The organism is Streptomyces sp. NPDC043878, assembly GCF_056435735.1.
On the sequence record NZ_JBWKDW010000028.1, the window covers coordinates 76,459 to 89,231 of the forward strand.

The following is a 12,773-nucleotide window of genomic DNA, read 5'->3' on the forward strand; positions in this document are numbered from 1 at the left end:
ATGTGACGCGTCGCACCGACAACATCCGGCCATTGACTCTGTCCGCGCGGCTCACCTCGGCGGCGCGTGGAGTGAACCGTTTTCCGTATGGGGGGACGCACGTGCAGTCCGCGCAGGAGGGTTCCGGCCGACCGGAACCCGACAGACCAGTGCCCCGACGGCCGCACGCGGCCCGGGGTCTCGGTGACCGGATCTTCCGGTACCAGTTGACGGCCACCGGTGTGGTGGTGCTCGCGATCATGGCGGCGGTGGGGTTGTTCCTGCTGCTGCGGGCCGTGCAGGCGCTGCGCGTCGCGGGCCTCTCCTTCCTCACCACCGCCCAGTGGCAGCCCGACGTCCACCGGTTCGGCATCGCGGCGGTGCTCACCGGCACCCTGCTGATCGCCACCGTCGCGGTCACCGTCTCGGTGCCGCTGGCCGTCGGCACCGCGCTCTTCATCTCCGACGTGGCTCCGCGCGGGCTGCGCCGCACCCTGGTGTCCCTGGTCGACCTGATGGCGGCGGTCCCCTCGGTGGTCTACGGGCTGTGGGGACTGTTCTTCCTCCAGCAGCACGCCATCGGACTCTCCCGCTGGCTGTCCGACTGGTTCGGCTGGATCCCGCTCTTCGCCGTCGACGGCACCCGGCCCGGCGACCCGCTCGCCTCCGACAGCGTCTACACGGCCTCGACCTTCGTCGCCGGGATCGTCGTCGCGCTGATGGTGGCGCCGATCCAGTGCTCGGTGATGCGGGAGGTGTTCGCCCAGGCCCCGGCCGGCGAACGGGAGGGCGCCTACGCCCTCGGCGCGACCCGCTGGGGCGTGATCCGCTCGGTCGTCCTGCCGTACGGCAAGGGCGGCATCATCGGCGGCACGATGCTCGGCCTCGGCCGGGCACTCGGCGAGACCATCGCCGTGTACCTGATCATCTCGCCGGTCTTCGTCATCCAGCCGCACGTCCTGCAGACCGGCTCCAACTCGGTGTCCTCACTGATCGCCCTGCACTACGGCGACGCCTCCTCCTTCGGCATGTCGGCGCTGATGGCGGCGGGCCTGGCGCTCTTCGTGCTCACCCTGGCGGTCAACTTCACCGCCTCCTCCATCGCGGCCCGGTCCCGCTCCGGCGCCCAGAGCGAGGCATGAGATGACCGTCGTCGAAGAGCTCGCCACCGAGGCCGCCGAACCGGCCGCCGCCCCCGTCCCCGACGGGCCGCCCGACCGGCCGCGCCGCATCGGCGGCCCCACCCGCTCGGGCGTGCTGTCCCTGTGCGGGGCCGCCGCCTCCGGACTGTGCGTAGCCGTGCTGCTGTTCGGCCAGATCGCCCCCTTCTCCGGCCCGCTCGGCTTCACCGTCACCGCCTACCTGGCGTTCCTCACCGTCTACGCGGTGCTCACCGGCCTGGAGGACGACGGACAGGCCGTCCGCGACCGGGTGATGACGGTGGTGCTGTGGACGGCGGCCGCGCTGCTGTTCACGGGGCTCGCCCTCGTCGTCGGGTTCACCGCCTGGCGCGGCCGCGAGGCGCTGCCGCACGCCAACTTCTTCACCCAGGACATGCAGGCGGCCGGCCCGCTCGACCCGCTGACCCACGGCGGGATCGCGCACGCCATGCTCGGCACCCTCATCATGATCGCCATCGCGCTGGCCATCACCGTCCCGCTCGGCCTGTCCTGCGCGGTCTACCTCAACCAGATCCCCGGCCGCTTCTCCCGGTTCGTGCGGACCATCGTCGAGGCGATGACCGCGCTGCCCTCGATCGTGGCCGGACTGATGGTGTACGCCGTCTGGATCCTCGGCCTCGGCATGCAGAAGTCCGGCCTGGCGGCGGGCTTCGCGATCAGCGTGATGATGCTGCCGATCGTGATCCGCGCCGCCGACGTGGTGCTGCGGCTGGTGCCCGGCAACCTGACCGAGGCGGCCGAGGCGCTGGGCGCGCCGCGCTGGCGGACCGTGTGGCACGTGGTGCTGCCCACCGCCCGCTCCGGACTCGCCACCGCCGTCATCCTCGGCACCGCGCGGGGCATCGGCGAGACCTCACCCGTCCTGCTCACCGCGGGGTTCACGGCGGCGCTCAACGCCGACCCGACGAGCGGGCCGATGGTCTCGCTGCCCCTGGCGGTCTTCAACTTCGTCAAGTCGCCCGAGCCCGCGATGATCGCCCGCGGCTTCGGCGCGGCGGCCGTCCTGATGGCCCTGGTGCTGCTGCTCTTCACGATCGCCCGGGTGATCGGCGGCCGCGGCCCGGGCCACCAGAGCCGCCGGCAGGCCCGCCGCACCGCCCGCGCCTCCCGTCGTGACGCCACCCGTTTCGACGAACTGCACGCCCCCAAGCCGTCCTTGTTCGAGGCCGACGGCACCGGCCCGCTGTCCCCGGCCCCCGCGGACACCCCCGGCGAGACCACCGGAGAGACCGACTGATGCTCAGCCACCTCACCACCACGCTCCGCCGCCTGCGGGCCCTCGGCACGCTCGGCGCGCTGTTCGCGGTGCTCGCCGGACTGCTGGGCGGCCCGCTCGCCGCGCCGGCGGCCGCCGCGAGCTACACGCCGATCGCCGGCGCCGGCTCCACCTGGGCGGAGAACGCCGTCGACGAGTGGCGCCGCGCCGTCAACCAGTACGGCATGCGGATCAGCTACGCCGGCACCGGCTCCTCCGACGGCCGCCGCCAGTTCCTCAGCGGCACCGTCGACTTCGCCGTCTCCGACATCCCCTTCCAGACCCACCCGACCGACGGCTCGGCGGCCGAGCGGCCGGGCTCGGGGTCGTACGCCTACATGCCGATCGTGGCCGGCGGCACCGTCTTCATGTACCACCTGACGGTCAACGGCAAGCGGGTCACCAACCTGCGGCTCTCCGGCGACGTGGTCACCCGGATCTTCACCGGGGTGATCAAGACCTGGGACGACCCGGTGATCAGGGCCGACAACCCGGGTCTGCAACTGCCGCACCGCACCATCGTGCCGGTGGTCCGCTCCGACGGGTCGGGCTCCACCGCGCAGTTCACGATGTGGATGGCCGACCAGCACAAGGCGCTGTGGCAGGCCTACTGCGCCCGCGTGGGCCGCTCCGGCGCCTGCGGCCAGACCTCGTACTACCCGACCGTCTCCGGCATGATCGCCCAGTCCGGCGACCTCGGCGTGGCGGGCTACGTGGCCCAGAACTACGGCGAGGGCGCCATCGGGTACGTCAACTACTCCTACGCCCTCAACGCGCACTATCCGGTCGCCAAGGTCCTCAACCACGCCGGCTACTACACCGAGCCGACCCCGCAGAACGTGGCGGTGTCGCTGCTCAAGGCGAAGATCAACACGAACAGGAGCTCGCCGGACTACCTCACCCAGCAGCTCGCCGGCGTCTATAGCGACAGCGACCGGCGCAACTACCCGCTGTCCAGCTACTCGTACATGATCCTGCCGCTGAAGGTGCAGGGCACCTTCACCAAGGACAAGGGCCGCACACTCGGCGCGTTCTCCTACTACTTCATGTGCCAGGGCCAGCAGCAGGCGCCGTCGCTCGGCTACTCGCCGCTGCCGATCAACCTGGTGCGGGCCGGCTTCGAGCAGATCCGCCGGATACCGGGCGTCCAGGCGCAGAACATCAACATCCGCAACTGCAACAACCCGACCTTCACCACCGGCGGCCGCAACAAGCTCGCCGAGACCGCGCCCTACCCGGCGGCCTGCGACAAGAAGGGCGCCGCCCCCTGCACCTCGGGCAGCGGCGGAGCCAAGTCGGGCGGCGGCGGCGGGAGTTCGGGCTCGGGCGGCACCTCCGGCGGCTCGGGCGGTGCCACCGGCACCTCCGGCGGTACGGCGGGCGGCGGCGGCACCTCCGGCTCGACCGGCGCCACGGGCGGCGGCTCCGCCGGCGGCGCCGGCGCGGCTCCGTCGGTCGACCCCGACACCGGTCAGACCCTCGCCCCCGGCGGCGGCTCCGGCGGCGGTACGACCGCGGGCGGCACCGTCGCCCTCGCCGAACCGGTCGCGGTGGCCGGCCGGACCGGCTGGACCGGAACGCAGACGCTGATGCTGCTCGCCGGGTTCCTGGTGCTGGGACTGATCCTGCTGCCCTCGGTCGTCTCCCGGCTGATCACCGGGCGCTCCGGTGGCTCCGCCGCGGAAGGGGACAAGCGATGACCCGCCTGCGCCGTCTCGTGCTGCGCCTGCTCGCCGGGGCCACCGTGGGCGCCCTCGCCGGCCTCGCGGTCGCCCAGACCGCGCCCACCGCGACCGCGGCGAGCGGCAACGGCAGCGCCGTCACCGTCGCGGGGCACGGCGAGTTCAAGGACATGAGGTTCACGGTCGGCCAGACCACCCACCTCACCAGCCAGGCCGTCACGGTCAGTTGGACCGGCGGCACCGCGACCACGTTCGCGGGCACCCAGTTCAACACCGACTTCGTGCAGATCATGCAGTGCTGGGGCGACGACGACGGCAGCGTGCCCGGCAATCCCGGCCCGCCGCGCACCCAGTGCCAGTACGGCGCCTCCCCGACCACCGACCGCGGCAGCTGGCCAGGCAACGGCTACGACGACACCCGCCAGATCTTCTACAGCGCCGACCCCACCAACTACGGCCAGGACGACCGGTACGGGGCGGGCGGCGTCGCCGGTCAGGGCGAGGTGCCCTTCAAGTCCGTCGACGGCCGGGTGATCACCACCGGCACCCAGAACAACCCGTTCTTCAACCGCAACACCACCAACGAGGTCGACTTCGCCCGCACCGGCTCCGACGGCACCGGCAAGGAGTACGTCGAGATCCAGACCGCGAACGAGGCCCCGCACCTGGGCTGCGGCCTGCCGGTCACCCGCGACGGCGTGACCCGGCCGCGCTCCTGCTGGCTGGTGATCGTCCCGCAGGGCCACCTCGACCTGGACGGCAGGCCGTACGCGGACACCAGCCAGGTGAACGCGGGCTCCCCGGTCTCCGCCACCAACTGGAGGAACCGGGTGGCGATCCCGCTGGACTTCAACCCGGTCGGCACCAACTGCGCGCTCGGCGCCCACGAACGCCCCACCACCGGCAGCGAACTCGTCGCCGACGCCATGACCAGCTGGCAGGCGGCCCTGTGCCCGGGCGGCAAGGTCTACGGCTACACGGAACTCGGCGAACCCGACACCCGCTCCCGCCTCACCGCCGACGGCACGACCGGCCTCGCCTTCACCACCCGCGCGCTCGGCGCCGACCCCGGCACCACCGCGCCCTCCGGCCCCACGACATACGCGCCGCTCGCGCTGTCGGGAACCGTCATCGGCTTCACCGTCGAACGCAGACCCAGGGCCGGCGCGCCCGACGCGGTGCGCCGACTCGCCGGCACCAAGGTCGAGTCCGTCGACCTCACGCCCCGCCTGGCCGCCAAGCTCCTCACCGAGTCGTACCGCAACTCCCCCTGGGGAGCGGTCCTCACCGACAAGGCAGCCAAGGGCTACGGCTGGGCGAAGAACAACCCGGCGGGCCTGGCGAGCGACCCCGAGTTCGTCGCCCTCAACCCCGAGTTCGCGTACCTGTCGGTCGCCGAGACCCCGGCCACCGACACCGACCTGATCACCGCGCTCGGCCACTCCGACTCCGCCCGCGCCCTGTGGCAGTGGATCCTCTCCGACAGGGAGGCCCGCCAGTTCCTCTCCGGGGTCCCCGACGACTGGGGCATGCGCGTCAACCCGTACTACAGCACCAACGCGGACCTGAACCCGAACTCGGTCGCCTTCGACCCGGGCCACGCCGACGACTACCCCAAGAGCGACCCGTGGTGCACGATCCCGCCGGGCACCGACGCCGCCCTTCCCCAGTGCATGACGGACTTCCACCCCTACGTCGAGGACATGCACTCCGGCGCCCTGCACACCCGGCGCGCCGACACCCTGTGGAAGTCGACCTGGGACGCGCTCGCCAACCCGCCCGCGTTCAAGAGCCCCGGCCCGCAGACGGTCGGCTCCCGGTTCGTGATCACGGTGACGGACGCCGCCTCGGCCGCCCGCTACGGCCTGCAGACCGCCCGGCTGCGCAACACGGCGGGCCGCTTCGTCGCTCCCACCACGGCGGCCCTGACCGCCGCCGCGGCGAGCGCGTCCGGCGCGCACGCCCCCGAGATCAGCCCGGCCAGGGCCACCGCCAAGGGCGCCTACCCGCTCGCCCAGCTGGTCTACGCCGCCGTCCGCCCCGGCGAACTCAAGGCCGACGCCCGCAAGGACTACGCGGACCTGCTGCGCTACGCGGCCGGCCACGGCCAGCTCGGCGGCGCCGACCCGGGCCGCCTCCCGGCCGGCTACGCCCCGCTGTCGCGCACCCTGCGCGAGCGCGCCGTCCGGGCCGCCGACGCCCTCGCCGCCTACCGCGGCGGCCCCTCCGGCGGCGGCTCGACCGGCGGCTCCACGACCGGCGGCAGCGGCGGCACCGCGGGTGGCACCGGCACCACCACCGGCGGCTCCTCCGGCGGCGGCACGGCGGGCGGCACCACCTCCGGCGGCGCCACGGGCGGCGGCAGCGCGAGCCCGGCACCGAGCGGTAAACCGTCCTACGACGGGGGCGCGGCCGTCCGTGTCGCCGCCGACGGCACCACGCCCGGCGACCCGGCCAACTCCCTGCGCTACGCCGTCCCGATCGGTGCCGCCCTCGGCGCCGCCGCGGCGGCCGGCGCGCCCTTCGCGGGCGGCAGCCGGCTGCGACTGCCGCTGCGGGTGCCGCTCCCGGGCGGCCGCACGGTCACCGTCCTGCCCCGGCTCACGCTGCCCGAACGGCTGCGCGGACCGCGGCCGCCGCACCGGCGCTGACACCGCTGCGCCCGGCGGCGCTCCCCACAGACGGCCGCCCGCCCCGAAAGACAGTCGGGGCGGACGGCCCGTACCACCCTGCCAGATCTCTCCGGCTCCACTCCACGCACACCGACGCACAACAGGAGACACTCGATGCGCAGAACGCGCTCCGCCGCGACGCTGGTCGCCGCCGCCGTGGTGGCCGGCGGCCTGGTCCTCACCAGCCCGGCGTACGCCGACCCCACCCCCGCAGGGACCTTCCGCCAACTGGTCGGCGTGGGCTCCGACACCACCCAGGACGTGGTCAACGCCCTCGCCGGCGACACCGTCAACGGCAAGAGCTACGCGGCCACCGCGGTGAAGTCCGGCGACGCGGGCCTCGCCTCGTACGACGCGATCGAGCCCGGGACGGGCTCCACGAGTTCCATGATCCAGACCCGCACCGGCGGCCCGTCCTTCCTGCGGCCCAACGGCTCCGGAAACGGCCGTCTCGCCCTGAGCGAGTCGCTGACCGGCGACAAGTTCCCCAACAGTGCCGGCGTCGCCATCAAGGGGCAGGTCGACTTCGCCCGCTCCTCCAGCGGTCCGTCCACCTCCGGCACCGCCCTCACCTACATCCCCTTCGCCCGGGACGCCGTCGGTGTCGCGGTGCGCGGCGCGGCCCTGGACACCCTGACGGTGGACCAGCTGCACGACATCTACTCCGGCACGCTGACCTCGGTGGGCGGCCAGACCGTGCACCCGAAGATCCCGCAGAGCGGCTCCGGCACCCGCAAGTTCTTCCTCGCCGCGATCGGCCTGACCGACGCCACCCTCTCCCCGTCGATCCCCACCGTCCAGGAGAACCAGGGCAACGCCGCGCTGACCGAGGCCGGCGCGCTGGCCCCGTTCTCCGTCGGCAGCTGGATCGCCCAGGTCAACGGGGTCGCCCCCGACTACAGCACCACCGCGGCGGCGGCCGGCGGCCACCTGGCCGCCGTCCAGCTGCCCGGCGACTCCGGCGCCACCAGCCCCGTGACCACGGTGAACGGCAAGCTCACCCCGGTCGGCGGCTACTACGAGAACGCCACCTTCGGCCGTGACGTCTACAACGTCGTCCCCAGCCGGGCCATCGACCCCACCAGCGTCTTCTACGACAAGGCGCTGTTCGACGTGTTCGTCACCAGCGGCAGCCACACCGCGCAGCTGGCCTCCGACCCCGCCGAGAAGGTCATCGCCGACTTCGGCTTCCTGAACGAGGCGTACAACGGCTCGGTCAACCCGGCCAGGCACGCCAGGTTCGGCGGCCTGGAGGAGTCGGGCATCGACACCTCGACGCCCGCCGCGCCCGCGCTGAAGACCACGGTCGGCGACGCGAGCCTCAAGCTGACCTGGACCGCCCCGGCCGCCACCGGTCTGCCGCTCACCGACTACCGCGTCACGCTGACCGGTTCGGACGGCGCCGTCGTGGCCGTCAAGGACGTGCCGGCCGGCACCACCACGTACACCTTCAAGGACCTGGCCGTCGGCACCTACACCGCCACGGTCGCCGCCGCCAACCTCAACGGCACCGGCCCCGGCGCCACCTGGACCGGCGCGGTCAGGTACGCCAGCACCACCACCGCGACCACCGCGACCACGCCGTACGGCAAGGCCCCGAAGGTCGCCGTCACCGTCACCGGCACGCACGCGGTGACCGCCACCGGCAAGGTCACCGTCAAGGAGGGCGCCACCGTCCTCGGCACCGGCACCCTCAGCGCCGGCAAGGTCACGGTCAGCCTGTCCAGCCACCTCAAGGTCGGCAAGCACGCCCTGACCGTCTCCTACGCCGGCAGCGGCAAGCTCAACGCGTCCTCGACGGCGCTCACCCTGACGGTCGGCAAGGCGACGCCCGCCGTCGCGAGCAGCGCGCCCGCCTCGGTCAGCCACACCGCCCACGCCAAGGTCACCGTGAAGGTCACCGCGACCGGCACCACGCCCGGCGGCAAGGTGACCGTCTACGACGGCACCACGGCGCTCGCCACCGGCACCCTCAGCGGCGGCAAGGTGACCGTCACCCTGCCGAAGCTCGGCCGCGGCAAGCACACCCTGCACGCCCGCTACCTGGGCTCCTCGACGGTGAACGCCAAGTCCGGCGCGAACTTCAGCGTCCAGTCCACCTGATCCGTCCGATCCGTCCGGGCGGGGGGACCGCCGCAGCGGTGGTCCCCCCGCCCGCGCCCGGCACCACCCACCCACCCACGATCCGCGAAGGAGGCGGGCCGCCGTGACGGTCGCCGTACCGACCACACTCCTACCGTCCGTGCCCCGGACCCGGGCGACGAGCATCACCGCCGTCCGTCACCTCGCCCGCGGCGGCCTGCTCAGCCTGGCCGCCCTGCTGCTCGGCGTGTGCGCGCAGCTCCTGCTGGTCAGCGGAGTCCAGGAACGGGCCACCCAGCACTCCGCGTTCGACGAACTGCGCCGGCAACTCGCCCTGGGCACCGCGCCGGTGGCCCAGACCGACGCGCAGGGCCGGCTGCTCGCCCCCGGCACCCCGCTGGCCCTGCTGGACGTCCCCGCACTCGGCCTGACCCAGGTCGTGGTCGAGGGCACCGACTCCACCGCGCTGACCGACGGCCCCGGACACCGCCGGGACACCCCGATGCCCGGCCAGGCCGGCACCAGCGTGCTGATGGGCCGCGCCGCCGCGTACGGCGGCCCCTTCGGCCACCTCGCCGACCTCGCGCAGGGCGACCGGTTCACCGTCACCACCGGCCAGGGCAAGGCGACCTACCAGGTCAGCGACGTACGGCGGGCCGGTGACCCGGCACCCGCCGCCGTCGCCGCCGGCAAGGGCCGGCTGGTCCTCGTCACGGCCACCGGCCCCCGGTACATGCCGGCCGGAGTCCTGCGTGTCGACGCGGACCTGGTGTCCGCGCCCGCCCAGACCCCGGCCGCCGTCATCCGCTCGGGCACCCTGCCCGGCTCCGAGGAACCGCTCGCACGGCCCACCGGGATGCCGTGGCCGCTCGTCATGTGGCTCCAGGCGCTGCTGCTGGCCGCGGTCGCCGCGGTGTGGGCCTGGCACCGCTGGGGCCGCCACCAGACCTGGATCGTCTTCGCCCCGGTGGTCGCCGTCCTCGGCCTCCAGGTCGCCACCCGCGCCACCGTGCTCCTGCCCAACCTGCTCTGACCGCCCCCGAGACCAGCCGCGAACCGAGGTATCCGACGTGACCGACTCCCTGACCGACACGGTCGTCCTGCCCTCGCCCCCGGCCGGGCCGACCGCCGCCGCCCCCGCGCCCGCCACCCTCGAAGCGCGCGCGGTCTCCGCCTGGTTCGGCAGCCACCAGGTGCTGAGCCGGGTGTCGCTGACGATGCCCGCCGGCGAGGTCACCGCCCTCATCGGCCCCTCCGGCTGCGGCAAGTCGACGTTCCTGCGCACGCTGAACCGTATGCACGAGCTGATCCCGGCGGCGGCCTTCGGCGGCGAGGTGCTCTTCGAGGGCGAGGACATCTACGACCGGTCCTGGCGGCTGACCGACGCCCGCCGGCGGATCGGCATGGTCTTCCAGAAGCCGAACCCGTTCCCGGCGATGTCCCTCTACGACAACGTGGTGGCGGGCCTGCGTCTGACCGGCACGCGCGTGGGCCGCCGGGAGAGGGACGAGCTGGTCGAGGAGTCGCTGACCCGCGCGGGCCTGTGGAAGGAGGTCCGCGACCGGCTCCGCCAGCCCGGCGGTGCGCTCTCGGGCGGTCAGCAGCAGCGGCTGTGCATCGCCCGCGCGCTGGCGGTACGGCCGCGGGTGCTGCTGATGGACGAACCGTGCTCGGCGCTCGACCCGACCTCGACGCGCCGGGTGGAGGAGACGATCCACGAACTGGCGGGCGAGGTGACCGTCGTGATCGTCACGCACAACATGCAGCAGGCCGCACGCGTCTCCCAGCGGTGCGCGTTCTTCCTGGCCGAACAGGGCACCCCCGGCGGCATCGTCGAGTCCGGCGCCACGGACGACGTCTTCAACTCGCCGCGCGACGGGCGCACCGCCGACTACGTGGCGGGCCGTTTCGGCTGAGTCTTTTTGAACGTGTTCAATTTCAGGCGTACGCTGTCCTCATGAGCGACAGAGCCGCCCTGCTCAAGGGCATCCGCGCGTGGCTGGCCCTCTTCGTCGTCTGCCTGGTGCTCAGCGGCGCCACCGCCTTCCCGCTGGTGCACGAACTGCGCTGGACCGAGGACCTGCTCCGGGCGATGTCCGTCCCGGAGCACGTCCCGGCCCTGACCGACTGGATCGAGCACGTCCGGCGCGGACTCGACACGGCCGACGCCGACTACCCCTTCCTCCTCTACGGCACCGACTGGCTGGCCTTCGCCCACCTGGTGATCGCCGTCGCCTTCTACGGCCCCTACCGCGACCCGGTCCGCAACGTCTGGGTCGTCGAGGTCGGGATGATCGCCTGCGCCGGGATCATCCCGCTCGCGCTGATCTGCGGCCCGCTGCGGGACATCCCCTTCTGGTGGTCGGTGATCGACATGTCGTTCGGGGTGTTCGGGGTGATCCCCCTGTACGTCGTGCGGAAGCGGATCCGGGCCCTGGAGTCCCTGGAGAAGGCGACGCCGCCCACCACGAACACCGGCCCGGCGGTGGCTACTTGAGGGCGGCCCGCGCGATCCGCTCGGTGACCGGGTTCATCCCCTCGCCCTTCGCGTCGGTCGCGCCGACGGACAGCACCAGCGTGCGGGACAGGTCGCGGGTCGCGGCGAGCAGCGTGCCGTAGCCGTAACGGGCCCCCGACTTGAGCCAGTAGACCCGCCCGCCGAACTCGAAGCGCTGCAGGCCGGCGCTCATGGTGGCGCCGTCGATCCCCGCCGGGACGGTGAACATCTCCCGCAGCTGCGGCCGGGGGACCAGGTCGCCGCGGAACAGCCGGGTCACCAGACGCTCCAGGTCGGCGGTGGTGGAGATCATGTCGCCGGCCGCGAACCGGTCCGCCTGGTTCCAGTCGGTGACGTCCACGAACTCCGCCGCCCCGTCGGCCCGTTCGACCTTCTGGTAGCCGTGGTTGTGCGGGCCGCGGATACGCGGGTCGGTGCCGGGGAAGTACGTGTCCCGCATCCCCGCCGGCCGCAGCACCAGCCGGGTGGCCTCCGCGGCGTACGACCGCCCCGTCACCTTCTCCACGAGCAGGCCGAGCACCGTGTAGTTGATGTTCAGGTAGTGCTGCCGGGTGCCCGGGGCGAACTCCGGCCCCTTCGCCACCGCCGACGCCACGACCGTCCGCGGCGACAGGGTGTCGAAGCGGTGCGCGTACTGGTCCTCGAAGGAGTCCCCGAAGCCGTCGCCCGCCGGGATGCCGCTCGTGTGGTTCAGCAGCTGCCGCACGGTGACGGTGGCGAAACGCGGGCCGAGCAGCCCGGGAAGGTAGTGCGCCACCGGCGTGCCCAGGCCGACCCGGCCCTCCGCCGCGAGCCGGAGCACGAGGGCCGCCGTCACCACCTTCGTCGTCGACCCGGCGCGGAAGCGGGCGTCCGGGTCCGCCACGCGGCCGCTCTCCAGGTCGTGCACGCCCGCGCTGCCGCGCCAGTCGCCGTCGCCGCCCCCGACCCGCACGAGGGCGACGGTGGCGTCCGCGTCCGGGAGCCCGTCGAGCGCGGCCCGCAGGGCGGCGGCGTCCGGCCCGGCCGCCGTACCCTGCCCGGCCGCCGTACCGCGCGCGGCTGGTCCCGGCGCGGCGAACACCGGCGCGGCCAGCGGACCGGCCCCCAGGACCAGGGCGAGCGACGCGGCGAGGACGGTGCTACGGCGGCGAAACTGCATGGGGCTGCTCCAGGGGTGAGAGGCGTGGAAGGTGCGGTGACCGTGGTGCGGAGGACGGAAGGTGTCCGTGATCAGCTTCCGTCCTGTCGCGACCGGCGGGATCGTCACCCGGGAGGACCACCGCCCCTGGCGTATCCCCGAGCAAGTACCGCACCCCGTACGGGTGTTGTGCGGGAGCGCCCCTAAGGGGGGCGAAAAACCGTTATCGCGGCCGGCTCCGGTCCGTCTCCCCGCTGTGACCCCCGACATGGCGCGGATTCCCC

The 12,773-nt window shown here is 73.5% G+C and carries 9 protein-coding genes; 8 read left to right on the top strand and 1 reads right to left on the bottom strand.

Annotated elements, in window-relative coordinates; all coding sequences use genetic code 11:
- Positions 1 to 149 precede the first annotated feature (149 nt).
- The 8 genes from pstC to AC07AZ_RS31445 all read left to right on the top strand — a co-directional run bounded on the left by pstC (position 150) and on the right by AC07AZ_RS31445 (position 11,348).
- Positions 150 to 1,121 (top strand): phosphate ABC transporter permease subunit PstC, encoded by a 972-nt coding sequence (pstC, locus tag AC07AZ_RS31410; RefSeq protein WP_478853732.1) that lies wholly within the window; start codon positions 150 to 152, stop codon positions 1,119 to 1,121.
- A 1-nt stretch (position 1,122) separates the two neighbouring features.
- Positions 1,123 to 2,397: a phosphate ABC transporter permease PstA gene (gene pstA / locus AC07AZ_RS31415; RefSeq protein WP_478853734.1), complete on the top strand. Its 1,275-nt coding sequence runs from the start codon at positions 1,123 to 1,125 to the stop codon at positions 2,395 to 2,397.
- Positions 2,397 to 4,115, top strand: coding sequence for a phosphate ABC transporter substrate-binding protein PstS (locus AC07AZ_RS31420; protein WP_478853735.1), 1,719 nt, complete (start codon positions 2,397 to 2,399; stop codon positions 4,113 to 4,115). Before pstA ends, AC07AZ_RS31420 begins: the two co-directional genes overlap by 1 nt.
- Positions 4,112 to 6,748: a hypothetical protein gene (locus AC07AZ_RS31425; protein WP_478853737.1), complete on the top strand. Its 2,637-nt coding sequence runs from the start codon at positions 4,112 to 4,114 to the stop codon at positions 6,746 to 6,748. Before AC07AZ_RS31420 ends, AC07AZ_RS31425 begins: the two co-directional genes overlap by 4 nt.
- A gap of 135 nt (positions 6,749 to 6,883) precedes the next feature.
- On the top strand, positions 6,884 to 8,872 hold the full coding sequence (locus AC07AZ_RS31430; RefSeq protein ID WP_478853739.1) for an Ig-like domain repeat protein: 1,989 nt from the start codon (positions 6,884 to 6,886) through the stop codon (positions 8,870 to 8,872).
- 103 nt (positions 8,873 to 8,975) lie between these two features.
- Positions 8,976 to 9,884 carry a sortase gene (locus tag AC07AZ_RS31435; protein WP_478853741.1) on the top strand — a complete coding sequence of 303 codons (909 nt, stop codon included), beginning with the start codon at positions 8,976 to 8,978 and terminating at the stop codon, positions 9,882 to 9,884.
- Between the two features lie 67 nt (positions 9,885 to 9,951).
- Complete coding sequence (locus AC07AZ_RS31440; RefSeq protein ID WP_478853801.1) at positions 9,952 to 10,767, top strand: phosphate ABC transporter ATP-binding protein; 816 nt, start codon at positions 9,952 to 9,954, stop codon at positions 10,765 to 10,767.
- A 41-nt stretch (positions 10,768 to 10,808) separates the two neighbouring features.
- On the top strand, positions 10,809 to 11,348 hold the full coding sequence (locus AC07AZ_RS31445) for a hypothetical protein (protein ID WP_478853743.1): 540 nt from the start codon (positions 10,809 to 10,811) through the stop codon (positions 11,346 to 11,348).
- On the opposite strand, the gene AC07AZ_RS31450 is transcribed toward AC07AZ_RS31445, so the two are convergent.
- Positions 11,341 to 12,510 (bottom strand): serine hydrolase domain-containing protein, encoded by a 1,170-nt coding sequence (locus tag AC07AZ_RS31450; RefSeq protein ID WP_478853745.1) that lies wholly within the window; start codon positions 12,508 to 12,510, stop codon positions 11,341 to 11,343. The two genes, AC07AZ_RS31445 and AC07AZ_RS31450, sit on opposite strands and share 8 nt — an antisense overlap.
- Positions 12,511 to 12,773: the final 263 nt, after the last annotated feature.

What these genes read in the sequence shown, in the direction of transcription:
- pstA (WP_478853734.1), top strand. Translation starts at nt 1,123, where the DNA reads ATGACCGTCGTCGAAGAGCTCGCCACCGAGGCCGCCGAACCGGCCGCC.
- AC07AZ_RS31430 (WP_478853739.1), top strand. Translation starts at nt 6,884, where the DNA reads ATGCGCAGAACGCGCTCCGCCGCGACGCTGGTCGCCGCCGCCGTGGTG.
- AC07AZ_RS31450 (WP_478853745.1), bottom strand. Translation starts at nt 12,510, where the DNA reads ATGCAGTTTCGCCGCCGTAGCACCGTCCTCGCCGCGTCGCTCGCCCTG.
- AC07AZ_RS31425 (WP_478853737.1), top strand. Translation starts at nt 4,112, where the DNA reads ATGACCCGCCTGCGCCGTCTCGTGCTGCGCCTGCTCGCCGGGGCCACC.
- AC07AZ_RS31420 (WP_478853735.1), top strand. Translation starts at nt 2,397, where the DNA reads ATGCTCAGCCACCTCACCACCACGCTCCGCCGCCTGCGGGCCCTCGGC.
- AC07AZ_RS31445 (WP_478853743.1), top strand. Translation starts at nt 10,809, where the DNA reads ATGAGCGACAGAGCCGCCCTGCTCAAGGGCATCCGCGCGTGGCTGGCC.